Source organism: Phytohabitans flavus (assembly GCF_011764545.1).
GTDB lineage: Bacteria > Actinomycetota > Actinomycetes > Mycobacteriales > Micromonosporaceae > Phytohabitans > Phytohabitans flavus.
In genome coordinates this window covers 5,883,404-5,909,008 of the sequence record NZ_AP022870.1, presented here as the reverse complement: position 1 = coordinate 5,909,008, position 25,605 = coordinate 5,883,404, and the positions used below count along the sequence as shown (strand labels likewise).

General features: G+C 72.3%; 21 protein-coding genes and 1 riboswitch. Of the genes, 14 read left to right on the top strand and 7 right to left on the bottom strand.

Features of this window, described 5'->3' with window-relative positions; translation table 11 throughout:
- Positions 1 to 48: 48 nt before the first annotated feature.
- Positions 49 to 735 carry a response regulator gene (locus Pflav_RS25860; protein WP_197938746.1) on the bottom strand — a complete coding sequence of 229 codons (687 nt, stop codon included), beginning with the start codon at positions 733 to 735 and terminating at the stop codon, positions 49 to 51.
- A complete protein-coding gene (locus Pflav_RS25855) occupies positions 714 to 2,990 on the bottom strand; it encodes a sensor histidine kinase (protein WP_173038923.1) in 2,277 nt (758 codons plus the stop codon). The genes Pflav_RS25860 and Pflav_RS25855 overlap by 22 nt, the downstream gene beginning before the upstream one ends.
- Positions 2,991 to 3,529: 539 nt before the next feature.
- Here Pflav_RS25855 and Pflav_RS25850 point away from each other — a divergent pair.
- Both Pflav_RS25850 and Pflav_RS25845 read left to right on the top strand, forming a co-directional pair.
- Positions 3,530 to 3,898: an STAS domain-containing protein gene (locus Pflav_RS25850; RefSeq protein ID WP_173038921.1), complete on the top strand. Its 369-nt coding sequence runs from the start codon at positions 3,530 to 3,532 to the stop codon at positions 3,896 to 3,898.
- 123 nt (positions 3,899 to 4,021) lie between these two features.
- Positions 4,022 to 4,870, top strand: coding sequence for a serine/threonine-protein kinase (locus tag Pflav_RS25845; RefSeq protein WP_173038919.1), 849 nt, complete (start codon positions 4,022 to 4,024; stop codon positions 4,868 to 4,870).
- A 3-nt stretch (positions 4,871 to 4,873) separates the two neighbouring features.
- Here the strand turns inward: Pflav_RS25845 and surE are convergent, their stop codons facing one another.
- Complete coding sequence (gene surE, locus Pflav_RS25840; RefSeq protein WP_173038917.1) at positions 4,874 to 5,674, bottom strand: 5'/3'-nucleotidase SurE; 801 nt, start codon at positions 5,672 to 5,674, stop codon at positions 4,874 to 4,876.
- Positions 5,675 to 5,764: 90 nt separating this feature from the next.
- Positions 5,765 to 6,337 (bottom strand): DUF2269 domain-containing protein, encoded by a 573-nt coding sequence (locus tag Pflav_RS25835; RefSeq protein WP_180201280.1) that lies wholly within the window; start codon positions 6,335 to 6,337, stop codon positions 5,765 to 5,767.
- A gap of 200 nt (positions 6,338 to 6,537) precedes the next feature.
- Between Pflav_RS25835 and Pflav_RS25830 the strand changes: the two genes are divergently transcribed.
- Complete coding sequence (locus Pflav_RS25830) at positions 6,538 to 7,059, top strand: hypothetical protein (RefSeq protein ID WP_173038915.1); 522 nt, start codon at positions 6,538 to 6,540, stop codon at positions 7,057 to 7,059.
- A 121-nt stretch (positions 7,060 to 7,180) separates the two neighbouring features.
- On the opposite strand, the gene Pflav_RS25825 is transcribed toward Pflav_RS25830, so the two are convergent.
- Both Pflav_RS25825 and Pflav_RS25820 read right to left on the bottom strand, forming a co-directional pair.
- Positions 7,181 to 8,914 (bottom strand): glycoside hydrolase family 3 protein, encoded by a 1,734-nt coding sequence (locus Pflav_RS25825; RefSeq protein ID WP_415624393.1) that lies wholly within the window; start codon positions 8,912 to 8,914, stop codon positions 7,181 to 7,183.
- Between the two features lie 49 nt (positions 8,915 to 8,963).
- Entirely contained in the window at positions 8,964 to 9,455 is a 492-nt protein-coding gene (locus Pflav_RS25820; RefSeq protein WP_173038913.1) for a DUF3145 domain-containing protein, read from the bottom strand.
- 252 nt (positions 9,456 to 9,707) lie between these two features.
- On the opposite strand from Pflav_RS25820, the gene Pflav_RS25815 reads away from it, so the two are divergent.
- The 3 genes from Pflav_RS25815 (at position 9,708) to Pflav_RS25805 (ending at position 13,228) form a co-directional block, all read left to right on the top strand.
- Positions 9,708 to 10,034: a hypothetical protein gene (locus Pflav_RS25815; protein WP_173038911.1), complete on the top strand. Its 327-nt coding sequence runs from the start codon at positions 9,708 to 9,710 to the stop codon at positions 10,032 to 10,034.
- A 107-nt stretch (positions 10,035 to 10,141) separates the two neighbouring features.
- The gene (locus tag Pflav_RS25810; protein ID WP_173038909.1) at positions 10,142 to 11,047 is read left to right on the top strand and encodes an alpha/beta fold hydrolase; all 906 of its coding nucleotides are present in this window, start codon (positions 10,142 to 10,144) and stop codon (positions 11,045 to 11,047) included.
- Between the two features lie 75 nt (positions 11,048 to 11,122).
- Entirely contained in the window at positions 11,123 to 13,228 is a 2,106-nt protein-coding gene (locus Pflav_RS25805) for a HelD family protein (protein ID WP_173038907.1), read from the top strand.
- Here Pflav_RS25805 and Pflav_RS25800 read toward each other — a convergent pair.
- The gene (locus tag Pflav_RS25800; RefSeq protein ID WP_232071905.1) at positions 13,218 to 14,144 is read right to left on the bottom strand and encodes an SMP-30/gluconolactonase/LRE family protein; all 927 of its coding nucleotides are present in this window, start codon (positions 14,142 to 14,144) and stop codon (positions 13,218 to 13,220) included. The genes Pflav_RS25805 and Pflav_RS25800 overlap by 11 nt on opposite strands.
- Positions 14,145 to 14,300: 156 nt before the next feature.
- Between Pflav_RS25800 and Pflav_RS25795 the strand changes: the two genes are divergently transcribed.
- From Pflav_RS25795 to Pflav_RS25760, 8 genes are all read left to right on the top strand, one after another.
- A complete protein-coding gene (locus Pflav_RS25795; RefSeq protein ID WP_173038905.1) occupies positions 14,301 to 15,269 on the top strand; it encodes a cation diffusion facilitator family transporter in 969 nt (322 codons plus the stop codon).
- Positions 15,270 to 15,387: 118 nt separating this feature from the next.
- Positions 15,388 to 15,521: riboswitch (cyclic di-AMP (ydaO/yuaA leader) on the top strand.
- 4 nt (positions 15,522 to 15,525) lie between these two features.
- Positions 15,526 to 16,533 (top strand): coiled-coil domain-containing protein, encoded by a 1,008-nt coding sequence (locus tag Pflav_RS25790; RefSeq protein ID WP_173038903.1) that lies wholly within the window; start codon positions 15,526 to 15,528, stop codon positions 16,531 to 16,533.
- Between the two features lie 139 nt (positions 16,534 to 16,672).
- Positions 16,673 to 17,782: an MFS transporter gene (locus Pflav_RS25785; RefSeq protein WP_232071904.1), complete on the top strand. Its 1,110-nt coding sequence runs from the start codon at positions 16,673 to 16,675 to the stop codon at positions 17,780 to 17,782.
- A gap of 12 nt (positions 17,783 to 17,794) precedes the next feature.
- Complete coding sequence (locus tag Pflav_RS25780; RefSeq protein WP_269474540.1) at positions 17,795 to 18,766, top strand: glycosyltransferase family 2 protein; 972 nt, start codon at positions 17,795 to 17,797, stop codon at positions 18,764 to 18,766.
- 65 nt (positions 18,767 to 18,831) lie between these two features.
- A complete protein-coding gene (locus tag Pflav_RS25775) occupies positions 18,832 to 21,033 on the top strand; it encodes a hypothetical protein (protein WP_173038901.1) in 2,202 nt (733 codons plus the stop codon).
- 97 nt (positions 21,034 to 21,130) lie between these two features.
- Positions 21,131 to 24,181 (top strand): ATP-binding protein, encoded by a 3,051-nt coding sequence (locus tag Pflav_RS25770; RefSeq protein ID WP_173038899.1) that lies wholly within the window; start codon positions 21,131 to 21,133, stop codon positions 24,179 to 24,181.
- A 253-nt stretch (positions 24,182 to 24,434) separates the two neighbouring features.
- Positions 24,435 to 24,983 (top strand): class I SAM-dependent methyltransferase, encoded by a 549-nt coding sequence (locus Pflav_RS25765; RefSeq protein WP_232071903.1) that lies wholly within the window; start codon positions 24,435 to 24,437, stop codon positions 24,981 to 24,983.
- A gap of 77 nt (positions 24,984 to 25,060) precedes the next feature.
- Positions 25,061 to 25,600 carry an NADPH-dependent FMN reductase gene (locus Pflav_RS25760; protein ID WP_197938745.1) on the top strand — a complete coding sequence of 180 codons (540 nt, stop codon included), beginning with the start codon at positions 25,061 to 25,063 and terminating at the stop codon, positions 25,598 to 25,600.
- The last annotated feature ends 5 nt before the right edge of the window (positions 25,601 to 25,605 follow it).

The window sequence follows — 25,605 nt, the reverse complement described above, 5'->3', positions numbered from 1 at the left end:
CGTCATGCCGGACACGGAGATCAGCCTGTATCTCCGGGTAGAGGCGTACTAATCCCGCGCACCGCCGCGTGGCCGTACAACGCCGATGTCGTACGCGAGGATGGTGGCCTGTACGCGGTCGCGGACGCCGAGCTTCGTCAGTAGCGCGTTGACATGTGTCTTGACCGTGCCGGTCGCCACGCCCAGCCGGTCGCCGATCTCCGCATTGGACAGTCCACTCGCGACAAGCGTGAGCACCTCGCGCTCGCGCGGCGTAAGGCCGGGCGGCGAGGCGCCCTCGGCCGGCGGGCTCACGACGCCACCGGCGAACGCAGCGATCAGGCGCCGGGTGACGGCCGGCGCGAGCATGCCGTCGCCGGCCGCGACAACCCGGATCGCGGCGAGCAGGTCGTCGGGGTGGGCGTCCTTGAGCAGAAAGCCGGAGGCGCCGGCGCGGAGCGCCTCGAAGACGTACGCGTCGAGGTCGAACGTGGTCAGCACCAGCACCCGCGGTGGGTCCGGCGAACCGGTGAGCAGTCGGGTGGCGGTCAGCCCGTCCATGCCCGGCATGCGGATGTCCATCACCACGACGTCCGGGCGGAGGGTGCCGGCGAGCTCGACCGCGGCCGCGCCGTCGGCGGCCATGCCCACCACGGACAGGTCGGTCTCGGCGTCCAGGATCGCGGCGAATCCGGCGCGCACCACCGGCTGGTCGTCGACCACGAGCACGCGGGTCAGGTCCGGGAGGGCAGCCATACGTCCATCGTCCCCGCTGGATCCACTGTCATCCGTCCGCCGATCGCCGCGACGCGGGCCCGCAGCCCTGCCGCGACGGGTCCGGCGGTCGCCGAGGGTACCCCGGTCACCGTGATGCGCAGGTCGGCGGGGCCGTAGCCGAGAGTCACCCGAGCCGGCCCGTCGTCGCCCGCGCCGAGGGCGGTCTCCACCACGCGGTACGCGGAAACGTCCACCGCCGGCGGCAGCTCGGGCGCCGGCGCGGGTGTGTGCAGCTCCACCCGACGCCCGGCCGCCCGCAGCTCGCGGCAGAGCGTGTCGATCGCGGCGGCGGTCGGCTGCGGCTCGCGCTCGGGGTCGACCCGCAGGTCGCCGAGGAGGTCGCGCATGGCGGCAAGCGCGGCCCGGGCCGACTCCAGCACCGCGTCCAGCCTGCCTTCCTCCGCGGCCTCGGTGACCCGCGCGGCCTGCCGGAGTACCGCGGCGCGCAGGCCGGCGGCGATGCGCTGCCGCTCGGCGTACGCGAGCTCGACCGCGCCCGCCGTGGAGGCCGCCACCGCCCGCCGCTCCCGGGACACCACGCCTTCGCGACGGATCCGGGCCAGGAACCCGGCCAGCCACACGGGTGTGGCGAGCATCAGGAACGGCACCGTGACCAGGGCGAGCGCCACGGCCACCACCGTGGGCATGACCGGCTGCCCCAGCAGCCACCCGTCGAGCGTGAGCGCCAGCAGCGTGCCCGCGCCCTGCACCCCGGCGGCCAGCAGCATCGAGAGCCAGGTGAGGTGGCGGGGACGGCCGTAGGCGGCGACCGCGTACACGGCGACGAGGTCGGCGCCGATGCCCGCGGCGAGCGCGACGAGCGCGGTCTCCGGCAGCAGGTGGAAGCCGGCCACCGCCGGCCAGAGCGCGGTGGTGGCCAGCACACCTCCGAGCACCGCCCAAGGCGCGCGCCGGCGCCACAGCAGCGGGAGGGCGTGCGCGGCCATCAGCATCGTGGCGAGTGCCGCGGCGGTCGTGTCCACTCTGGGCATCGTGGGGTCGGGGAGGACCATCAGCGATACCGGCAGCGTCGCGGCGGCGAGTGCGATCGCGATGTCGGCCAGGCGCGGGCCACGTACCCGGCGCAGCGAATTCTCCATTGTGGACGCGGCGGACTCCGGCAGGAGCGCGCGTACCCGCCACCCGCCGTCCGGCTCCGGGCCGGCCTCGAGCGTGCCACCGGCGGACGCGGCCCGCTCTCGCATGCCCTCCATGCCCCGCCCGGACCCCAGCCCGCTCGCGGCGGCAGGTGTGGTGGCGACGCCGTTGGTCACGAGTACCTCGAGCGAGCCGTCGCGCTGGCGGAGCGCGACCTCCACCGCGCCGCCCGGCGCATGGCGCAGCGCGTTTGTGAGCGCCTCGCGCACGATGCCGTACGCCGCCTCGCAGGCTGGGCCGGCCACTCCGTCGACACTCAGCCGGGTGGTGACCGGCTGGCCGAGCGCGACGAAGCCGGCGACAAGCTCTTCGATCCGGCGCCCCAGCTCGGATCCGCCGTCCAGCTCCACCCCGCGCATTACGGCGACCAACCGGTGCAGCGCCGACTGAGTCTCCCGTCCGGTGTGCGCGGCGAACTCCAGTGCCTCGGCGGCTAGCTCCGGGCGTTTGGCGGCGAGCCGCTGCGCGGCGGTCGCGGTGACCACAATGGACGTCAGGTGGTGCGCGCTCACGTCGTGCAGCTCGCGGGCCAGCCGCTGGCGCTCCTGCACCGACGCCTGCCGCCGGTCGGACTCGGCCCGCGCCAGGCGGTCGGCGGCGTCGCGCCGGGCCGCCCGCCACCGCCGCCGGCTCCGACCGAGGCCCGCCGCGAGCAGGTACACGACGACGCCGATCACCACGTTGCCGATGTACTCGCGCGGGTCCCGGTACAGGAAGATGCCGACGATCGCCTGCCAGACGATGAGCACGGCGGTGGCCGCGAACGTGACCCGGGCCGGGCGGCGCGCGCCCACCGAGTACAGCGTGATGACGTCGGCGAAGACGAGCACGACGAGTGACTCCGGCGGCGTGGCGATCAGCCCCAGGGTCAGCGCCGGAATGATCACGGCCAGCGCGCCGACCGGTGCCTTGCGGCGCCAGCCGAGCGCGATGGTGGCCAGCGCGGTGGCGGTCAGCGCCGCCGCCACCTCCACCCGGTCGACTGGGCGGTCGAGCAGCAAAGGGATGCCCGGCCACAGCGCCGCCTGGCCGGCGGCCAGCAGTGCGGGCAGCAGCCAGCTTCGCAGGACCCCCATGACGGTACGACGATAAGCGGCGGTGTCGACCGCGGGCATCCGACCAGGGACGTAGGACACCTATACCTAAGGAGGTATTCGCGCCCGTGGCAGCCGGCGGGCCGAGCCGCTGGCCACGGTCTCCTGGCCGGGCTCGGCCGCGCGCAGGTCGGCGTGCGCCCGGCGGCTGTTGCATGTGCGCCGGCTGTGATCACAGTTGTCGCGGTGATTGTGTCAGCCTCTGACAATTTCACACTATGGCATCGCTCACGGATGCTCATGCGCGGACCAGCGCCAAGGCTCCAAGCTGCTGCGATCAACTCAACTCACTCGCGTGGGCCGGCGATTCCAGTGGCGCGCACCGGTATCCTCGTGGGTAGTTTGCGTGCGTGGGGCCGTGGGTACATATGATGCCGACTGTCCAGGTTGGCCGCTTTTGTCACGGGAGACCGGAAAATTGCCGCCACCGGGGGCTGGCGGCTGGCGGGGCGGAGGAATACGCTCGGTCGCGGCCCGCGTACTGACGAGGCGCCTGGGTTCCGGGCGGGTGGAGGTGTTGCGTGAGCCTGTCGATCGTGACGTCGGTTTCCCCCGACAGTGTTGTGGAGATTGCTCCCCGCGGTGAGATCGATGTCGACACGGCGCACGAGGTGCGCGAGGCGGTGGCAGCGGTGCTGACAAAGGGCCGGCCAAGCCGTATCGAGCTCAACATGAGACTGGTTACTTTTATCGACTCGGTGGGCATCAGCGCGATGGTCGCCGGGTTCCAGATGGCCGAGGTGAGCGGTGTCAAGCTGCTGGTGACCGAGCCGAGCCGGTTCGTGCACCGCCAGCTCTGGGTCACCGGGCTGCTCGGCCTCTTCGGCGCCCCGGAGCCCTACTTCGCGGGCACCGCGCCCGCGACCGAGGTGCCCACTTCCGGCGTCTGACTGCGTCCCTCCCACCCTGCGCGTGAAGGGCCAATCGCGCAGGGTGCGAGACGCTCGTCGATGTCGTGTGACGCGCAACTTGCCCTTGTAATTGATCCAGCATGTGCGGAATAGTCCGATGACGTGACGCTGCTGCGGATGGGCACCGCCATCGTCGGGCGGTACATCGTCTTGCGGCCGATCGGGCGCGGGGGCGTGTCGGTCGTATACGAGGCAGTGGACGTGGTGTCGCCGCGCCCGCTCGCCGTAAAGGTGCTGTCGCCGGCGCTGGCCGGTGACGCCCGCGCGCAGGACAACGTCAGGCGTGAGGCGCTGATCACGCAGCGGTTGCGCCACCCGAGCGTCCCGCGGATCTACGAGTTTGGGTATGCGCGGCTGCCCGACGGCAATTTCGCGCCGTACCTGGCGATGGAGCTGCTCAACGGCGTCTCCCTGGCCGACCGGCTCGCCGACGGGCCGATGCCGTGGGAGGAGGCCGTGCGGGTCGCCGCCACGGTCGCCGACGTACTGGCGGTGGCGCACCGCCGGGGCGTCGTGCACCGCGACCTCACCGTCGAGAACATCATGCTGACCCGCGACGGCGTAAAGATCATCGACTTCGGGCTGGCGACCATTGTGGACCGCCCGCGAAACGACCGCCCGCGAGTGACCCGCACCACCGTGCCGCGCCGCCCGGTCGTGCCGGCGCACCCGGTGACCAGCGCGGCGCAGCCGGCCGACGACGTGTACGCGCTGGGCGTGCTCCTCTACCAGATGCTTACCGGCCGCTCGCCGTACCCGGGAAAGCTGGAGCTGCCGCACGTCCGCCACCTGGCGCCGACGCCCGTGCTCGCGATCGCCGGCCTGCCCCGGGAGGTCGCCGACATGTGCCGGTCCTGCATGAACAAGCGCCCCGCCGACCGGCCGAGCAGCCGGGACGTCTCGTTCGCGCTCTGGGGGATGCTTTCCACCCCGTCGCCCACCCGCGCTTAGGCCCTAATACGGCAGGTCGGTGTCCACTTCGGTCACCGCGCGCACAGGGGTGACCGTGGCGTACCCCTCGGCCAGCAGCGCCAGGTCCGTACCCTCCTCCAGCCGCGCGCCGGACTGCTCGATCGTGGTCCGCAGGTATCCGCGGCCGATCTCCGCCACCGCCATCTGCACCTGGCCGAAGCGGGCCAGCCGCGCCCGGCGTACCCCCTTGACGTGGTCGCGGGGTAGGTCCGGGACGTTGAGGTTGAGGACGGTGCCCGGCGGGAGGTCCTTGACCACGGGCAGCTGGTCCGCCGCGATGGCGGCGGCGGTCTCCCAGTGCCGCCGCTCGTCGGCGGCGCCCACCTGCGCCGCCGCCGCGCCGCCGCTCACCGACGACACCTCGTCGGCGGTGAGCACGTCGAGCGAGACCGCCAGCGCGCGAGAGCCGTTTTCCGCGGCGGTGAACGCGGCGCCGACAGTGCCCGAGTGCAGGACCGCGAGGCCCGCGTTGGCACCCCGGTTGATGCCGGAGAAGACCAGGTCGGGTGCTGGGCCGAAGGCGCCACGGGCGGCGATCAGCGCGATGAACGCGGGAGAGCCAGCCACCCCGTACGCCTCGACGCCGGCGAGTTCGTCGAACGTGTGGGTCACCACGACGATGCGGCCCTCCTCCTCGACGGCCGTCATCGCGGCGCTCATGCCGCTCGCCTCCTGGCTGGGTGCGACGACCACCACGTCCTGCCCCGCCCGGGCCAGCGCCCGCGCCAGGTAGCGGATGCCCGGCGCCTGGATCCCGTCGTCGTTCGTTACAAGTACCCTCATCGCTCCAGCCTCTTGAGCTGCGTCTGGATCTCCACCGCCGCGGCCGGCTGCTCGATAGTGACCGTGAGCTGCGGCGCCGGCGTCATGCCCCTATTTCCCCATCGGGGCCGCTGCTACCCGGGTGTGGCGGATGGGTGGGATATGGCTTGTCTGGCCGGTCTGGTCTTTCCGGGCGGTGCGGCCGGTCTTGTCAGTTTGGCGGGTGCGGCGGGTCCGGCCCCACGGCTTGTACGCCGAAATGGCGGTTAGCGCGGTCAACGCCACGAACGACACGCTGGGCGCGATCAGCAACTGGTCCCGGGTTTCCTGGGGGAGCGCGGCGCCGAGGTCGGTGGCCTCGCGCAGCCCCGGCCACAGGGCGAAGAGCACCAGCGCGGTCAGGATCGTGGTGACGGCCAGCTTGACCACGACCCACCAGTGGCGCAGCACACCCCACTTGGTGAGCAGGGCGCTGGCGAGGCCGACCAGCCACGAGACCACGCTGATCGGTACCAGCAGGACCGACCCGACAAGCCCGATCGCCGGGTACACGACCGCGGGATCGGCGCCGGTGCGCCCGGCGATGCTCAGGGTCAGCAGGACCATGTCCGCGCCGAGCCACCCCACCGACGAGACCACGTGCAGGGTGAGCAGGGCCTTGCGCCACGGCTGGGAAATCGTCATGCCAGCCATGCTCCCGGCATCAGCCGGCGCGGTCGTCGGTCCAGCGTCGACCCTTCAAGTACGCCCAACAGCGTACGAGCCTCAAAGTCCACTATGGACGACGGCCGGGTCACGGTTCGGGCACTGAATTGCGATATGGCGCAACGGGTCAGCGGACTCAGCGGTGGTGTGAAACCGTCGTCTGGATGTCCCATGTCTTCGTGGACGAGTCGGTACGCGGAGGCTACCTACTCGCCGCCACGACCGTGGCGCCCGTGCACCTCGCGGTGGTGCGGCGATGCCTGCGGGCACTGCTTATGCCCGGCGAGCGACGCGTTCACTTTCAGGCGGAGAGCGACCCACGGCGGCGAAAGATCGTCTCGGAGTTGACGTCGCTCCACGTCGAAACGGTTATCTACGTCGCCCGGGGCCGGGACGACCGCGCCCGTGCGGCGTGTCTCAGCCGCGCCGTCGAAGACTGCCGGCGGTTGGGTGCACAGCGCCTGGTGTTGGAGAGCCGCGGCCAGGCGCAGGACAGAAAGGATCGGCGGACGATCGCGCAGGTGCTTGCCGGCGGCCAGCACGGGCTTAAGGATCCCATGGCCTACCTGCATCTGCAGTGCTACGAGGAGCCGGCGCTGTGGATTCCGGACGCGGTGGCCTGGTGCTACGGCGCTGGCGGTCAGTGGCGGATGCGGGTCGGTCCGCTCATCAAAGAGATCGTGGATCTTCGGGCGACATAGTCCCGGACAGCGCAAAGCCCGGGCTCCCGTCGTCCGGCGGGTCCGACCCGGGCTCACTTTCGGCGGCTAGTGTCGCCGACCTCTTAAGTTTGCCCGCGACCGAGGCGGGGCGCAACCTTGGTCAGCCGGGTTGGGGGGTGCAGGAGCTGGGGGGTAGGCCCGTCACCGGGACGGGGGAGCGGCCCGTCGGCTGGGCCTTGCCGGCGAGTACCGCGGCCAGGCCCGTCATCGAGGACTGGCTCGACGAGTACGTCGCGAGCAGCACCGGTGAGTTGGACTTGGCCAGCAGGTACGGCGTGTCCATCGCCACCGTGACCGCCGCGCCCTCGCTGAGGTCGCCGGGTTCGTCGCCGTACCCGACCAGGTGGACCACCGTGCCGCCGCTCGTCACCACCTCGACGCCGGCGGCACGGAGGGCGTTGACCAGCAAGCCGCGCGTGGTTTCCCGGCCGCCCGCGGCGGTGACCTGGACCGGGCCGCGCAGTGCGGTACCGCAGGCGCCGCGGAGCTGGGTGACCGCGGCGGCGGCGAGCTTGTCCGCGGCCCGGCGGTGGGTGGCACTGCCCACAGTGGACATCGCCGGCGCGGGCTTGGCGGCCAGCTCGAACTTCAGCGTCAGCACCCGGGCGACCGCCTCGACAAGGCGAGCGCGAGCCAGGCCGCCGGAGCGCAGGCCGGACAGCAGCCCGTTGTACGCCTCCGGCAGCTTGTCCGGCATCAGCAGGATGTCGTTGCCGGCGTTGAGCGCGCGCACCGCGGCCTCGCCCGCGGGCCAGCGCTTGGCCGGGGCCATGTTCATGCCGTCGGTGATGACCACACCCTTGAAACCGAGCTGCCCGCGGAGCACGTCGGTGAGCACCTTGTGGGAGAACGTCGCCGGCGTGCCCGGGTCGATCGCCCGCACGTCGAGGTGGCCCGACATCACGAGCTTGGCGCCGGCGTCGATACCCGCCACGAACGGGGGCAGGTCGCCGCGGTCGAGGCCGCGCCGGTCCTGCGCGAGGCTGGGGAGGGTGCTGTGCGAGTCGCCGGAAGTGTGGCCGTGGCCCGGAAAGTGCTTGAGCGTGGCCGCGACCCCGCTCGCCTGAAGGCCGCGGACCGCGCCGGCCACCTGGGCGGAGACCTTTGTCGGGTCGGAGCCGAACGAGCGGGAGCCGATCACCGTGCTGTCCGCGGCGCCAAGCACGTCGGCCACCGGGGCGAAGTCGACGTTCAAGCCGAGCGCGGACAGCTCGTCGCCGGCCGCGCGCCAGGCGTCCTCGGTCAGTCGGGGGTCCTCGGCCGCGCCCGCGCCCATCGCGCTCGGCAGGGCGGTCACGCCGGTCTTGATCCGGGTGACCACGCCGTACTCCTGGTCGGTGCCGATGAGCAGCGGGGCGGAGCCGGCAGCGAGTTTTGCGCTGGCCGCCTGGAGTCCGGTGGTCAGCCCGCGTACCTGCTTGGGATTGTCCACATTGGTCGTGCCCTGGTTTTTCGAGGTGGGGTCGTCCGCGGAGAAGCCGACGAGGATCAGGCCGCCGAGCCGGTACTTGGCCACCATCTCGGCCGGGGTGTCGACGCCGGCCAGCTGCTGGTTGCCCGCCTTGTTGCCGGGCGTGACGTCGGTGGCCGAGGAGCCGTACGCGTACGGCATCAGCACCTGTCCCACGAGGTCCTCGTCGGAGAGCGTGCCGGCGAGGGCGGCGGCGCGCTCCGCGGGGCTCGCGTCGGCCCGAGGTGTGGCCGCCGGCGGCGGCTGTGTGGAGGCGGCCGTCGTCGGAGCGGCCGTGGGCGCGCTGGCGTCGCAGCCGGCGATGCCAGCCGCGGCGAGAAGCAGGGTCGCGAGCGCGCGAGTACCCAGACGCACGCTCGCTATCCCAGCAGTTCAGGCCGGTACGGGCAAATCGACCATGAGTGTGGGGGAGTCAGCCCACCCGGGTAAGCAACGTGACCGGGGCGCCATCGCCGGCATAGCGGTAGGGCTCGAGTTCGGCGTCCCAGGCGGTGCCGAGCGCCCGGTCGAGGGCGTGGGCGAGGGCCTCCGGCGCGCGGGCGGTCTCCATGATTGCGCGCAGCCGGTCCTCGCCAAGCTGGATGTCCCCGGCGGCGCCGATGGTGGCACGGAAGAGGCCGCGGCCGGGCACGTACATGAAGCGTTCTCCGTCGACGCCTTGGCTTGGCTCCTCGGTCACCTCGAAACGGATCATGGGCCACTGCCTGAGGGCAGCAGCCAGCTCCGCGCCGGTCCCCGTGCGTCCGGTCCAGCTGCACTCGGCCCGGCGGGCGCCGGATTCGACCGGCTGGCTGGTCCAGTGCAGTTTGACCGGCACGGTGAGGACGCGCGCGATCGCCCACTCGACATGCGCGCACACGGCGAGCGGGGTCGAGTGGACATATACGACGCCACGCGTTGGCACTCTGACCTCCCGGTGAGCGAGGTGCGTCTTCCCTACGACCTCGATCCCGGATGGCTGAAGAACATGATGACTGGTGTGACGGATGGTGCGCCAGAGAATCGGTAAAGTCGGCCGAGAATTCCCCTGGGCCGTAACGCATTTCCACTTGCGCTGTGACGGAGAGCGCTGGCCACGACAGGGGCGGAACGCCCGGGTCATCGGGTAAGGTTCTGTGGTCTGTTTTCCTTTGTCCTCCCTGCAAGGAGTGCCTCCGTGGCGAGCAACACCTCCAAGACCGCGCGCGCGTCCGTCCGCGCCGGCCAGGGCGCGGGTGGCGCCCTGAGCGTGCTCGGCGAGTACAAGTACCTGATCCCCCTCAACAAGGGCAAGCACGCCTACGTGCGTAACCTGACCACCGGCAAGACCATCCACCTGCGCACCGACTCCGAGGCCTTCATCGAGGAGGTCCGGGCGCTGGCGGGTGCTGGTCACGGTGCCAAGGTGCGCGCGGAGCTCGTCGCCCTCGCTGCCGCCGCGCCGAGCGACGGCTGGGACGCGACCGAGAAGCGGCTGGTCGAGGCCGGCGTCTTCGAGGCCTGAGCCCATCCTCTGACAAGAGGCCCCGCCCATAGTGGCGGGGCCTCTTGCTATACGCGGAGCGCCTTTTCGGGCATGATTGTTACCCGTGGGTACTTTGGGAGGCGCCCATGACAACAGTCGAGCAGGCCGAGATCCGGTTGTCGGACGGCCCCCGACTGCACATTCGCACCGCCGGCCAGCCCGGTGCGCCGGTCACCGTCGTGCTGCTGCACGGTTGGGTGCTCGACGGCCGTACCTGGCACCGCCAGGTGCCGTCGCTCGCCAAGGTGGCGCGGGTGGTCATGTACGACGCACGCGGCCACGGGCGCTCCGGCGGGCTCGACCGCCGTACGGCCACGCTCGACCAGCTCGGTGACGACCTCGCCGAGGTGCTGCGGGTTGTCGCGCCGACAGGGCCGGTCGTGCTCGCCGGCCACTCGCTCGGCGGCATGACGATCATGGAGTACGCCCACCGGCACCCCGCGGACTTCGCCGACCGGGTGGCCGGCCTCTTCTTGCTCAGCACCACCGCCGAGGGACACACCCATACGGTGTACGGGCTGCCGCCGCGCGTCGCCAACCTCGTCCGGGTCGCCGAGATGACCAGCGCGCAGGTGCTCGCCCGGCTGGGTGACTGGCGACCGCACCGGGTGTTCGCGCTGGCGCTGCGCCCGAGCCTGCGCTGGCTGCTCTTCGGGCATCCGTGCGACCCGGCGGACCTGCACCTCACCACGCAGGCGGTGGTCCGCGCCTCGCTCGGCTCGATCGGCGGGTTCCGCCCCTCGGTGGGGGCACAGGCCCGACTGGAGACGCTCGCCGCGCTGCCCAGCGTGCCGACCGCCGTACTCGTCGGCGAGCGGGACAAGCTCACCCCGCCGGCCTGCTCGCTGTCGATCACCAAGGCGCTGCCCGGAGCGGCGCTCACGATCTGCCCGGGCGCCGGCCACATGCTGATGTTGGAACGCCCCGACGTGGTCACAAGCGCCCTGATCGAGGTCGTGCGGGCGGTCCATGATCAGCACAGGGGAGCATGACGCCCGGCGGGCGCGTACCCTTGTCTGGCCTTGTCACATGCCAGGCGCCGCACTTCTCCTGGGAGCCCCGAAAACTTGACCGACGCCGCCACCACCCTTCAGCAGGAGATCGCCGCCGAGCAGCGCCACGTCGACCGGGTCTACGCCCGGCTGGCGGTGCTGCGGCAGGCCGCGGCCCGAGCGGAAAAGGAGGGCTACCGCCTCGCCCGCGTAGGTAACTTCGGCGCGCTGGTGGAGCGGGACGCGATGGTCTTCCACGCCGCGCGGCGGCGGCACGCGCTGGACGCCGAGCACGAGGGCCTTGTCTTCGGCCGCCTCGACCTGCGCGAGGGCCAGGTGCTGCACGTGGGACGGCTGGGTGTGCGCGGCGAAAACGCCGAGCCGCTGGTCGTCGACTGGCGGGCACCTGCCGCCGCGGCGTTCTACCAGGCCACGGCCGCCGACCCCCGGGGCGTGGTGCGCCGCCGCATGATCCAGTCGAGCGGCGAAAAGGTCACCAACATCGAGGACGACCTGCTCGACCCGGCCGCCGCGCCGGAGAGCATGCGGGTGGTCGGCGACGGCGCGCTGCTGGCCACGCTCGCCCGCGCCACCGGCCGGGGCATGCGCGACATCGTCGCCACTATCCAGCGGGAGCAGGACCAGGCGATCCGCTCGCCCGCCTCCAGCGTCACGATCGTCTCGGGCGGCCCGGGCACCGGCAAGACGGCCGTGGCGCTGCACCGCGCGGCCTACCTGCTGTACTCCGACCGCTCCCGGTTCGCCGGCGGCGGCATCCTGGTGGTCGGCCCGTCCTCGGTGTTCGTGGAGTACATCGCCTCGGTGCTCCCCTCGCTCGGTGAGGAGGCCGCCGCCCTCCACTCGCTCGGCTCGATCGTGGGAGGCGTGACGGCCACGCGCACCGACCCGACCGCGGTCGCCTCGGTCAAGGGCTCGCTGCGCATGCGCCGAGTCCTGGAGCGGGCGACCCACGACGCGGTACCGGGCGGACCCACCGAGCTGCGCCTGCTGTACCGGGGTGGCCTGCTACGCCTTGGCCGCCCCGAGCTCGACGCGATCCGCGCCCGCGCGCTGCCCCGCGGTGCCCGCCGCAACGAGGTGCGCCGGGCCGGCATCGACGGGCTCTTCGACGCGCTGTGGGCGCAGGCCCAGCGCCACAAGATCGGCGGGCTGCCGGCCCAGGTCGACTTCGAGGACGAGCTGGCCGAGCGCTCCGACTTCCGCGAGTTCCTCAAGGCGTGGTGGCCCCGGCTGGCGCCCCGGCACGTGCTGGCCTGGCTGGCCGATCCGAAGCGGCTCAACTCGTACGCCGGCGGGCTCCTCTCCACCGCGGAGATCGCGTTGCTCCGCGGCGCCTTCACCCCCGGCGACCCGACCGTCGCGGACGTGGCGCTCCTCGACGAGCTTGACGAGCTGCTCGGCCGCCCGCCGCAGCCGGCCAAGCGCCAGCGCGACCCGTTCCACGTGGTCGACGGCGTGCGCGAGGTGAGCACGTACGCGGATCGCCAGCGCGCGGCCCGCGCGGCGGCCGTGCAGCGGCCCGACGACTACCGCGAGTACGCGCACGTGGTGGTCGACGAGTCGCAGGACGTCTCGCCGATGCAGTGGCGGATGCTGGGCCGGCGCGGGCGCCTCGCCTCGTGGACCGTGGTCGGCGACCCGGCGCAGAGCGCCTGGACCGGCGACCCGGGCGAGCTGGCCCGGGCCCGCGACAAGGCGCTGGGTGGGCGGCGCCGGCACGAGTTCACGCTGACCACCAACTACCGCAACTCGGCGGAGATCTTCGAGGTGGCGGCGAGGGTGATCCGCGAGGTGTCGCCGGACATCGCGCTGCCGAGGGCGGTGCGCTCGACCGGGGTACCGCCGGAGGAGCTGACCGTGCCCGCCGCCGAGCTGCCGGCCGCGACCCGGGAGGCCGCGGAGCGCCTGCTAGCGGACGTGGAGGGGACGGTCGGCGTGATCACGTCCGTGCCCCGCCGCGACGAGGTCGCCGAGTGGGTGGCCGGCCTGCCCACCGATCGCCTCCAGGTCGTGACCAGCCTTCAGGCCAAGGGCATGGAGTACGACGGCGTGGTCCTCATCTCGCCGGACGAGATAAGGACCGACGCCGGCGCACGGACGCTCTACGTGGCCCTCTCCCGAGCCACCCAGCGCTTGACGACGCTAGGCCCTAGCGCTTGACCGAGTTGACGCTGTACGTGGTGTCCGGGGTGACCGTGACGCCGAAGCGGGCGTTCGGCAGGTAGAGCCGGTCGCCGAAGGCCGCCACGGTGGTGGGCACGTCGAAGTTGGGGTTGGTACGGGTGCCGGTGAGGCGCCCGCTCAGGCCGCGCTTGTCGAGCGTGAAGACGGCGACCTGGTTCAAGCGGTTCTGCACGACATACAGCGTGCGGCCGACGGTCAGCAGCCCGTCGCCGTTGGTCAGCGCGAAGCCGCCGAGGTCGACCGCCTTGGTCACGCCGGTGTCCGGGTCGACGCGGAAGAGGCTGGCGGTGTTCGACTGCACGACCAGCAGGCCGCGGCCGTCCGGCGTACGCGCGATGCCGTTGACGTTGAAGCCCGCGCCGTAGACGAGGTCGCCGGTGAGCGGGAGCCGGACCGGCTCGCCGCGCAGGCTCAGCGGCACCTTGTAGAGGAACGGCTGGTTGGAGTCGGTGAAGAACGCGCCCTTCGGGGTCAGGACGACGTCGTTCACGAACGTGGGAGCGGTCGCAAACGTCCACGACCTCAGGATGCGGCCGCTGTGCGTGTCGACCACGCGACCGTTGCCGGCGGCGCCACCGGCGACGAAGAGCCGCCCGTGGTCGTCGATCTTCAGGCCCACCGACGGGGTGCCGGGGCCTTCGGAGATGATCTCGCCCCGGCCGGTGACGAGGCTGGCACGGTAGATAGCGCCGGTGGCGAGGGAGCCGAAGTACGCGAATGGCGCCCGGCCGATCGCGATGCCCTCGGGCTGGAACGCGTTCGGCAGCGGGAAGGTGTCGGGGAAGCGCCGGTGGCGGGAGCCGTGGGCGCTGGCGGCGCCCGGGACGGTGAGTGTGGCCGCGGTGAGGGCCGCGGCGGCGGATGAGGTGATCAGGGCTCGTCTGGTCAGCACGATGGGTACTCCCTGTGATCGGTCCACATCAGAATCCACGCACATCTTTCCCCAACGGTTCGACCGAGACTCAGGAAACAACACCGATAACAGCGTTGACACTGATTGCCAATGCCATGTTTGCATACATAGCAATGTCAGCATATATTCTGGGCCATGGGAGCCGGGCACGATCACGGGGCGGCCGCCGCGCGTGGGGGAGAGCGCCACCGCGGGCGGCTGTGGGCCGCGTTCGGCCTGCTCGCGGTCTTCATGGTGGTCGAGGCCGTGGCCGCCCTGCTCACCGGCTCGCTCGCCCTGCTCTCCGACGCCGGCCACATGTTCACCGACGTGCTCGGCATCGGCATGGCGCTCGCGGCGATCTGGGCCGCGTCCGCCGCCGCTGGGCCGCCCGACGATCAGGTGGCCGCGACCCAGGCCGGCCGAGCGGCGACCCGAGCCGTGCGGGATCCGCAGCGCACCTTCGGGCTGTACCGGCTGGAGGTCCTCGCCGCCCTCGGCAACGCCATCCTGCTCTTCGGCGTGGCGATCTACGTGCTGGTCGAGGCCGCGCGCCGCTTCGGTCACCCGCCCGAGGTGCCCGCCGGCCCGATGCTGGTGGTCGCGATCGCCGGCCTGCTCGCCAACCTTGTCGCGTTCTGGCTGCTCCGCTCGGGTGCGCGGGAGAGCCTCAACGTGCGCGGCGCCTACCTGGAGGTGGTCGGCGACCTGCTCGGCTCGCTCGGCGTGATCGTGGCCGCGGTCGTGATCGGGCTGACCGGCTGGGCGTACGCGGACCCGATCGTCGCGGTCGCGGTCGGCCTGTTCATCCTGCCGCGCACCTGGGGGCTGGCCCGGGCGGCCGTGCGCATCCTGGTCCAGGCCGCGCCGGAGCACCTCGACGTGACCGCGGTACGGCAGCGACTCGCCGCCGTCCCTGGCGTGCGGGACGTGCATGACCTGCACGTGTGGACGCTGACCTCGGGCATGGAGGTGGCCTCGGCACACCTCGCGCTGGAGGAGTCCGCGCAGGTGGGGCCGGTGCTGGTGGCTGCCCGCGAGGCTCTGCACGAGGACTTCGACATCGGGCACGCGACCCTCCAGGTCGAGCCGAGAGCTGGCGACTGTCACCCCACCGGCTGGTGAAACCGCCTCTGAGCAGGGCGTATTTGATTCGTCACCATCGGTGCAACAGTGGGCACATCGATGAGAAAGCCGCTATTGTCAGCTCCGGCCAACGCCCGGCGGCGCCCTCCGGCGCCGGTGTTGGTCGCCGCCGAGTCGCCTTCGGGCGAGCCGGGGAACCACCGATCCACTGGGGTGAATCCGCGCCAGCGGTAGGGAGACTTCCGTCCCGAACCCGTCAGCTAACTCGGTAGGCGGCTGACTGGAAGGATGGTTGATGGCTCATGCCCGCAGCCGGGTCAGCCTCGTCGTGGTGCTGCTCACCGCGGCGTTCGCGCTGATCGGCTTACCCGCGGAGCCGGCGGCCGCCGCGCCCGTCGACGACGAGGGCGGTACCGCCACGCTGCGAAAGCAGCTCGACGTGGCCACCAGGGGGTTCCTCACTGCCCAGGAGACGTTGGGCAAGTCCAAGAAGCGCCAGCAGGAGCTGACCCAACAGCTGGCCCAGCTGGAGAAAGACCTGGTCGTCAAGACCGAGGTGATCGGCGAGGTGGCCAATGTGGCGTACCGCCGCGGCCGGATCGGCCCGGTCGCCGCGTTGCTCAACAGCTCCACCCCAGAGGGCTTCATCGATCGGGCGGCGGCGCTCGACGCGGTGGCGGCGACCGAGGACAAGAAGCTCCGCGACCTGCTCGACACCAAGGACGAGGCGGCCCGCGCCAAGCTGGCGATCGATAACGAGATCCGCGATCAGCAGAAGCAGGTGCAGGTCATGGCCGCCCGCAAGAAGCAGGCGGAGACCGCGCTGAAGGAGGCTGGCGGCGGCGAGGACGTCAGCGGCCCGCCGGTCGGCAGCGGCGCCACCGCGGTGGCCGCGCGGTTCACCGGCGGCTCCGGCTGCACGATTCGCCCCGACCCGACCTCGAAGCAGGGGTGCATCACGCCGCGCACGTCCCACGCGTACAAGCAGGCCGAGGCGGCGGACTTCGACATCTTCGTCTCCTGCTACCGCTCGGGCGGGGATGGGGAGCATCCGTTGGGTCAGGCCTGCGACTTCGGTGTCGACGCCGACGACGTCTTCGGCGGCACGGCCTCCGGCGCGGCCAAGACGTACGGCAACAACCTGGCTCGCTTCTTCGTCAACAACGCGAGCCGGCTGGGCGTGAAGTACGTGATCTGGTTCCGCCAGATCTGGCTGCCAAGCAGCGGCTGGAAGTCGTACAGCGGCTGTTGCGGGCCAAGCGAGTTACACACCAACCACGTACACCTGTCGCTCATCCCCTAAACGCGTTGACGGGCTCGATCATGGGTGGCACGGTTGCCCCATGGTCGAGCCAACACGCCACCCCGCTTGACGTTTCGCCAGCGCCGGCACCCGTAGCGTCACCTGGCGACTCTGCGCCCTGCGCGCCTGTACCGAGGGCGTGCTGCTCTATCCGGTCTACGCGCTGCTCTTCGCCGACTCCGGCCTCAGCACCGGACAGATCTCGTCCCTTTTCGTCATCTGGTCGATCGTCAGCTTCACGCTGGAGATCCCGTCCGGGGCGTTGGCGGACGCCTACTCGCGCCGCCGCCTCGTCGCCATCGCGGTCGTGCTCCGCGCCATCGGCTTCGCGCTCTGGACCTTCTTCCCCTCGTACCCGGCCTTCGCCGCCGGGTTCGTGTTGTGGGGCGCGTCGAGCGCGATGACCTCCGGCAGCGTGGAGGCGCTCGTCTACGACGAGCTCGCCGCCGCGGGCGCCACCGAGCGGTACGTGCGCACGGTCGGGCTGGCCCAGACCACCGCGCTTGTCGCGGAGCTGGCCGCGATGGCGCTGGCAACACCCGTGTTCCTGCTCGGCGGGTACACGCTCGTCGGCGTCGCGAGCATCGCGGTGACCCTCGCCGCCGTGCCGATCGCGCTCTCCTTCCCCGAGGCGCCGCGCGTCGAGGAGACCGCTGAGGGTGGCTACCTGAGGACGCTGCGGGCTGGGCTCGCCGAAGTGCGCGCCAACCGGACCGTGAGCCGGGCGGTCGTGCTCTACGCGCTGGTCACCGGCATGGGCGCGATCGACGAGTACGTGCCGATCCTCGCCCGGGACATGGGCGCCCCCACCGCGTTCGTACCACTGCTCTTCGTACTCCCGGTCGCGGCGATGGCGGTCGCGAGCGCGCTCGCCGAGCGGTGGGCGCACCTGTCCGCGGCACGGCTGGCGGCGGCCGTGGCGGTCGGCGGGGTGCTGCTCGCCGCAGGATCCAACGCGGGTCACCCAATCGGTATGGTCGCGGTCGCGCTCTGCTTCGCCGTCCTGGAGCTCTTCGACATCCTCACCGAGGCGCGGATTCAGGACGCGATCGCCGGTCCGGCGCGGGCGACGGTGCTGTCCGTGGCGGGGTTCGGGCAGGAGGTGGCGGCGCTCGCGGTGTTCGCCGGCTTCGGGCTCGGGTCGGCCGCCCTCCCGGTGCCGGTACTGCTGGCGCTTGTCGGGGTGCCGCTCGTCCTGTCAGGCGGGCTGACCCGTCGGTGGCTGCCGTCGGCGGGCAGTTCGTCCTGATACCGTGCGGGCGTGGTCGCCTCCGAGCCGGCACTCTCCGTGGTCGTCCCGATGTACAACGAGGAGTCCGTGCTGCCGCTGCTCGTGGCCCGGCTGCGCGGGGTGCTCGACGCGCTCGGTGAGCCCTACGAGGTGGTCGCCGTCGACGACGGGAGCACCGACCACACCGCCGTCGCGCTGCTCGCCGCGCGCCGGCAGTGGCCACAGCTGCGCGTGTTGCGGCTGCGCCGCAACAGCGGCCACCAGCCCGCGCTGATCGCCGGCCTGATGCGCGCCCGTGGGGCCCACGTCGTCAGCATCGACGCCGACCTGCAAGACCCGCCCGAGACCATCGTCGAGATGTTGCGGCTCGCGCGGGATCAAAATCTCGACATCGTGTACGGGGTACGCGCCGACCGCCGAGCGGACACTGCCTTCAAGCGGTGGACCGCCAGCGTCTACTACCGCATGATGCGCCGCATCGTCGGCAATCACGTGCCCGCCCACGCGGGCGACTTCCGCCTGCTCAGCCGCGCCGCGGTGGAGGCGCTGCGCGAGCTGCCCGAGCGCGCTCCCGTGCTGCGGCTCGTGGTGCCCTGGCTGGGCTTCCCGAGCGGCGAGGTGACGTTCGAGCGGGAGGAGCGGGCGGCCGGGCGCACCAAGTACCCGCTGTCCCGCATGATCGCGCTCGCCGCTGACAGCGTCACCAGCTTCTCCGCCGCGCCGCTGCGGGTGGCGACCTGGCTGGGGCTGGCCGGCGTGGCGGTGTGCGGGGTGCTTGTCGTGGTCGCCGTTGTCGCGTACTTCCTGGGCGCGACGGTCTCCGGCTGGCCCTCGCTCTACGTGGCGATCCTCTTCCTCGGCGCGGTGCAACTGCTCTGCCTCGGGCTACTAGGCGAGTACGTGGCCCGCATCTACACCGCTGTGCAGGCGCGACCGGCGTACTACATCGCCGAGGACAGCGACACCACGTCGCCAGCCTCCATGGTGGACAGTCTCAAGTGACCGCTACGGCGAGCCGCTCGGCGGCCATATCCGACGAGCCGGGACGGCCGTCTCGCGTACCAGAAATGGCGCGGCGCTTCACCCCGGCGGCGGTGGCCTTCGCGGTCGTTGCCGCCGCCCTGCTGGTGACCGGGACGCCGGTCCTGGATGTCCTGCGCTACGCCGCGTATGCGGCGCTCGCCGTGGTGCTGCCCGGCACGCTTGTCTACCGGGCCCTGCGCCGCACGCCGCACACGCTTGTCGAAGACCTCGCGATGGGCGCGGCGGTCGGGCTTGTGCTGGAGCTGGCGGCGTGGTTCGGCTTCGTGTCGGTGGGCGCCGAGCGGTGGCTGTGGGTGTGGCCGGCGGCGGTGATCGTGCCGTTCCTCGCGGTACCGGCGCTGCGGCGGCACTGGGTCGTGCGCGGCTACACGCCGGTGCCGGCCGGGTGGGCGTGGGCGGTGACCGGCGTGATCGCCGGCTTCACGGTGTACCTCTGGGACTCGTTCCTGCGCCGCAACCCGATCCTGCCCACCACCGAAGGGCAGGCGCAGTACATCGACCTGGCGTTCCAGATGTCGATCGCCGGCGCGGCCAAGCACCAGGCGCCGCTCGACGTACCGCAGGTGGCCGGCGAGCCGCTGCACTACCACTGGTTCGGCTTCGCGCACATGGGCGCCGCGTCGCTGGTCAGCGGCGTCGACCTGCCCACGGTCTTCCTGCGGCTCGCGGTGCCGGCGCTCTGCGCGCTCGCGGTCGTGCTCGTCGCGGTGGTCGGGTGGCGGGTCAGCCGCCGGCCGTACGTGGGCGTGGGCGCCGCGGTGCTGATGTTCACGATCGGCGAGTTCGGCTACGAAAACGGGATCCGGCAGCTCTTCGGCACGCAGGCGACGTTCATCGTGTGGGGCAGCCCGTCGATGACGTACAGCTGGGTGCTGCTCCTGCCCCTGATCGCCGTGTTCGTGTCGATCATCCGCGGCGAGGCCTCCCGGGGGACCTGGGTGCTCGCGGCGCTCCTCCTCGCGGCGTCCACCGGGGCGAAGGCGAGCTCGATCCCGGTGGCCGCGGCCGCGCTCGGGATCACCGCGCTCGTAATGTTCGTGAGCCGGCGGCGGCTGCCCTGGGCGGTGCTCGGCGCGCTGGGGCTGGCGGCGGTGGCGCAGGTGTTCGCGACCGCGATCCTGTTCGCGTTCGAGAGCCACGGCGTGACCGTGAAGGCGTTTTCGGGCCTCGAGCCGTACACCACCGGTGCGGTGTCGTGGGTCCTCGTGTTCGTGGCGTTCCTGCTCAACATGCAGCTCCGGCTCGCCGGCATCGTCGCACTGCTGTGGCAGCGGCGGCTGCGGCTGGAGCCGGAGCAGGTGTTCCTGCTCGGCGGGGCGGTCGTGGGGCCACTGCTCTACCTGGCCACCGCGCACCCCGGCAGCAGCAACCAGTACTTCGTGCGGGCCGCCTTCGCGTTCGGCGTGATCCTGTCGGCGTGGGGCTGGGCTGCCATCTGTTTCCCCGAGCGGGTCGCCGCGTCGCGCTCGCGCGACGCGGCGACCCGCGACGTGAGGGCTGCCGGTTCGCGCGCGTCGTGGCCGCTGATCGGGTTCGGGATCGGGTTCGGCGCGCTGCTGTGCGCGGTACAGCTGATCGCCGGGCCGGCCACTGTGGTCTGGGATCCGCCGTACGACCCGGTGCGGCCGCTGCTCTACTGGGCGTTCGGGCTGGCGCTTGTGTTCGCGTTCCTGGGGTTGCTGTGGCGGCGGCGGTTCTCCGCCTACCTGTTGACCGGCATCCTCGTGGCGGGCGCCCCGGGGCTGGTCATGGACGCGGCGGCCGCGCACCGCTACACCAACGGCGGCGCGTACGCGGTGACCGCCCTGCCCGCCTCCCGGATCGAGGCCGCCCGCTGGGTGCACGACCACAGCGACCCGGACGACGTGGTGGCCACCAATGCCCACTGTGTTCCCTCGGACCGGCCTGACGTTTGTGACGCGCGGACGTTCTGGCTGAGCGCGTACACCGAGCGGTCGGTGCTTGTGGAGGGCTGGGCGTTCGCGCCGCGCATGGTCGGCCTCCCATACGGCCCCTGGGAACCCTTCTGGGACCAGGAGCTGCTAGCGCTAAACGACGCAGCCTTCTACGAGCCCACCCCAGCCGCCCTCGACGCCCTGCGGGCACGCGGCGTGCGATGGCTCGTCGTAGACCGCGACATACAGCTCGAGTCCCCAGACCTGGCCACACTAGCCCCGCTGCGCTTCGAAAACTCCCGCATGGCGGTCTACTCCCTCAGGAGTTGATCAGGGAGTTGGTGGGCGTGTCGGTGGGCGTGTCGCCCCATGAGGTCCCTGATCAACATGCCCGTTTGTCGGACGTAGCCGATACCGTCTAGGCGTCATGGGTCGGGGCCGGGAGATTATCGGGCGGGATCATCCCGCGGGGGTGCTGCGCGCGGAGCTCGCGCGGGCAGCCGAGAGCCACGGTGGGCTCCTGCTGGTCACCGGCGAGGCCGGCATCGGCAAGACCACGCTGGTCACCGGTGCCGCCGACGAGGCCCGGGCGCGCGGCGCGCTGGTGCTCGGCGGTGCCTGCTGGGATTCGGAGAGCGCACCCGGCTACTGGCCCTGGGTGCAGGTGGTTCGGGCGCTGCGCCGGGCGGCGGGCGAGCAGGAGTGGGCGGCGGCTGAGGAGGCCGGCGGCTCCGGCCTGTCGGTGCTGCTCGGCGACCACGCCGGTGGCGATCCGATGGAGGGCTTCGAGCTCTACGACGCGGTCACCACCGCGCTCGTCGCGGTCTCGCACCACCGGCCGGTCGTGGTGGTCCTCGACGACCTGCACTGGGCCGACACCGCCTCGCTGCGACTGCTTGAGTTCGTCGCCCAGCACACCTGGTTCGAGCGGCTGCTGATCATCGGGACGTATCGGGACGTCGAGGTCGACGCCGTCGACCACCCGCTGCGTCCGCTGATGACGCCGCTGGTCGCCAAGGCCACGACGGTCATGCTGACCGGCCTGGCGCGCGACGAGGTGGGCGCGCTCATCGCCCGTACGGTCGGGCACGAGCCAGAGGCCGCCCTTGTCACCGAGGTGCACCTGCGCACCGGCGGCAATCCGTTCTTCGTCGAGCAGACCGCCCGGCTGTGGCGCAGCGGGGGCGGGGTCAGCGCGATAGCCCCGGGGGTGCGCGATGCGGTACGCCGCCGCCTCTCCCTGCTGCCCGATGCGGTCACCCGGCTGCTCATCTCGGCGGCGGTGCTCGGCCACGAGTTCCACCGGCAGGTGCTCGCCGCCACGCTCTCCGTGCCGGTGCCCGAGGTCGACCGGCTGCTCGACCAGGCGATGGTGGCCCGGTTGGTGGTGGCGCTCGGCGAGGGGCGCTTCGCGTTCGCCCACGACCTGGTCCGCGAGACGTTGTACGACGCGCTGGACGACGCCGAGTGCCGGCGGCTGCACGCCACCGTCGTCCTGGTGCTCGACCGCGACCTGCTCGTCCCCGGCGACCTGGCCCGCCACGCCTGGCTGGCCGGCCGCGAGCTCGACCCCGGCCGCGCGGTCGACGTGCTGGTGGCGGCCGCCCGCGACGCGGACAGCCGCCTCGCGATGGAGGAGTGCCTCCTGCACCACCGCCGGGCGTATGAGCGCACCGCGACCCTGGGCCGGCGCCGGGTCACGGTCGGCATCGCCCTGGTCCGCGACCTGCGCCACAGCGCCGAGCCCGAGGAGGCGGCGCGGGTCCACGACGAGGTGATCGCGATCGCCCGGGAGATCGGCGACCCCGAGTTGCTGAGCCGCGTGACGCTCAGCGGCTACTGGTACGAGGAGCCGGACGTCACGGCGCTGCGACACGAGGTGTACCCCCTGGTGACCGGCGAGGAGTGGGAGGGCAGCGACGAAGGGCTCACCCGCGAGCTCACCCGCCACGGCGTCGACCTGGCCCGCGCTGGGGGCGACGACGAGGCCCTGCGGGTCGCGCTCTGGTCCCGCCACGACGCGATCTGGGGACCGGGCACCGCGGCCGAGCGGGTGGGCATCACCGCCGAGCTGATCCGGCTGGCCCGCCGCGAGGACGACAAGAGTGGGGCGTACTTCGCGGCGTCCTTCCGCTGGGTGGCGCTGCTGGAGCAGGGCGACCCGGCCTACCTCGACCAGTACGAGGAGTTCGTGGCGATCGCGAGCCGCGAGGGCAAGCCGCGCTCGACGCTCGCCTCCGCCATCGACCAGACGATCATCGCCACGGTCGGCGGCCGATTCCAGGACGCCGAGACCACGATCGAGCGGGCGATCACCCGCTTCAGCGAGCAGCACCAGCAGCACGACCACTTCGCGTTCATGATGGGGCACCTGCGCTGGGCGGTGTACCAGCTCCAGGGCCGGTACGAGGAGCTGCCCGCGCTGCACCAGATGCTCGACGAGCGTCCCCCACACGGCGCGCTGCTCGCCGCGATCTCGGCCGCGGCCACGGGCGACCCGGAGACCGCGTTACGGCTGCTGCCGGAGAGTGTGTCGCGCACGTACGCGGCGCTGTGGCTGCGCGCGCAAGCCCAGGTGGCCGCCGTCGCGGGCGACCCGGAGCTGTGCGCGCGGGCGCGGGCGGCTCTCATGCCGTACGACGGGCAGTGGCTTGTCTCGCTCTACGGCTGCGATGTCAGCGGCCCGGTCGAGCTGTGGCTCGGCGCGCTGGACGCGGCCGAGGGGCACTGGGACGACGCGGTCCGCCGGCTCGCCAGCGCCGCCGAGTCCGCCGACCGGCTCCGCGCCCGCCCGTGGGCGATCGAGGCGCGCACCCGGTTGGCTTCGGCCCTCCAGGCTCGCGGCGATCTCACGGCGGCCACGGCCTTGCGCCGGGAGATCGAGGTGGCGGCGGCCGAGATCGGGATGCGCCGGGCTGGGGTGCCCCTCGCGGACAGCGAGTTTCGCCTGGACGGCTCTGTCTGGGTGCTCGGCTTCGGCGGCCGCCAGGTGCACATGCCGGACGCGAAAGGGCTGCGCGACCTGCACCTGCTGCTCGGTGCGCCGGGACGCGACGTGCCCGCGGTCGAGCTGCTCAGCCCCGAGGGCGGCGCGCTCGTGGTCGCGGCCCGCCGGATGGGTGGCGACCCGGTGCTCGACGAGGAGGCGAAGTCCCGGTACAAGCAGCGACTCGTGTGGCTGGACGACGAGATCGACCGCGCCGCCTCGCGGGGTGACGACGCGCGTGCGGCCACCCTCGACCACGAGCGCAAGGCGCTGATCGACGAGCTGCGGGCCGCCGCCGGGCTGGGCGGCCGTACCCGCCGGCTCGGCGACGAGGCCGAGCGGGCGCGCAAGACGGTCACCGCCCGCATCCGCGACACGCTCCGCCGCCTGGACGAGAGCCACCCCGAGCTGGCCGCCCACCTGCGCGCCACGGTCTCGACGGGCGCCACATGCCGCTACGACCCGGAGCCCGGCGTCACCTGGCGGCTGTGACCCTCACTAGGGTTAGCCGCGTGGAGGCCACCGAGATCCGCAAGCTGGCCGCGCTCGAGGACACCCACTGGTGGTACCGGGAGCGCCGCGCGCTGCTGGACCGGGCGCTGCGCCGCCTGCCTTCTCCGGCCCGGGCCTCCGGTCCCTCTCCGGATCGCGCCTCGGGCGCGGCCGGGGCCGCTGGTGGGCCGGTGGCGGGCGGCATGGGCCGTCGCGCGCTCGACATCGGGGCCGCGGGCGGGGGAACACGCGGGTGCTCAAGCGGCGGGGCTGGTCGCCGATCGCGCTGGAGTACAGCACCGAGGGCGCCGAGGTGGCCGCCGAGCGCGGGCTCGACGTGATCCGGGCGGACGCCCGCGCGCTGCCGCTGCCCAACGCGAGCCTTGACCTCGTCGTCGCGTTCGACGTGCTGGAGCACATCGACGAGGACCACGCGGCGGCCGGGGAGATCCACCGCACGCTGCGCCCGGGTGGCAGCGCGCTGATCGCCGTCCCGTGCGACATGCGGCTGTGGTCGGCGCACGACGTGGCGGTCGGCCACGTGCGGCGGTACACGCGGGAGTCGCTGGCCGCCGTCGTGGCCAAGGCCGGGTTGGTCATCGACGAGCTGTGGAGCTGGAACGTGCTGCTCCGCCCGGTCGCCGCCTGGCGCCGCCGCAAGTCCACCGGCAGCGACCTCGACGAGCTGCCCGCCGTGGTCAACCTGGGGCTGACCGCGATCATCACCGCCGAGCGGTACCTGCCGGTCAAGTCCCTGCCCGGCGTCTCGCTGATGCTCCGCGCGCACCGTCCCGTCCGCTAGAGCGCCAGCACGTCGCCCGCGAAGCTCGCTAGATCGGATCTAGCGGGCTAGCGCCTGGCTTCTCGCGCCTATCTGGTGTGGAGCCGCTGCGCGTCGCTGTGATCATCGGGAGCACCCGGGAAGGCCGGGTCGGCGACCGGATCGGTCAGTGGTTCGTGTCGCGGGCGGCTGGGCGGGACGGGCTCGAGCTACGCGTGCTCGACCTCGTCGACTACGAGCTGCCGGCGCGCTACCCGAAGTCGCCGACACCACAGGTCACCGCGTTCGCCGCGGAGGTCGGGCGGGCCGAGGCGTTCGTCGTGGTGACGCCCGAGTACAACCGCAGCTTCCCAGCCTCCCTCAAGCAGGCGATCGACTACGCGTACGACGAGTGGCGGGCCAAGCCGGTCGGCTTCGTGTCGTACGGGTACCGGTCCGACGGCGTCTACGCCGTGGAGCAGCTCCGCCCGGTCTTCTGCGAGCTACACGCCGTCACCATGCGCGACGGCGTGCGGCTGGACCTGATGCACGACCGGCTCGACGAGGACGACCACGCGGTCGCGGCAATGCTCGACCAGCTCGTCTGGTGGGGTCTCGCCCTGCGGGAGGCCCGTGCCGCCCGACCGTATGTCTCTTAAGTGGA

Coding starts and splice junctions, on each gene's coding strand:
- surE (WP_173038917.1), bottom strand. CDS start 5,674: ATGAGGGTACTTGTAACGAACGACGACGGGATCCAGGCGCCGGGCATC.
- Pflav_RS25855 (WP_173038923.1), bottom strand. CDS start 2,990: ATGGGGGTCCTGCGAAGCTGGCTGCTGCCCGCACTGCTGGCCGCCGGC.
- Pflav_RS25775 (WP_173038901.1), top strand. CDS start 18,832: ATGGCGCGGCGCTTCACCCCGGCGGCGGTGGCCTTCGCGGTCGTTGCC.
- Pflav_RS25810 (WP_173038909.1), top strand. CDS start 10,142: ATGACAACAGTCGAGCAGGCCGAGATCCGGTTGTCGGACGGCCCCCGA.
- Pflav_RS25790 (WP_173038903.1), top strand. CDS start 15,526: ATGGCTCATGCCCGCAGCCGGGTCAGCCTCGTCGTGGTGCTGCTCACC.
- Pflav_RS25835 (WP_180201280.1), bottom strand. CDS start 6,337: ATGACGATTTCCCAGCCGTGGCGCAAGGCCCTGCTCACCCTGCACGTG.
- Pflav_RS25860 (WP_197938746.1), bottom strand. CDS start 735: ATGGCTGCCCTCCCGGACCTGACCCGCGTGCTCGTGGTCGACGACCAG.
- Pflav_RS25770 (WP_173038899.1), top strand. CDS start 21,131: ATGGGTCGGGGCCGGGAGATTATCGGGCGGGATCATCCCGCGGGGGTG.
- Pflav_RS25795 (WP_173038905.1), top strand. CDS start 14,301: ATGGGAGCCGGGCACGATCACGGGGCGGCCGCCGCGCGTGGGGGAGAG.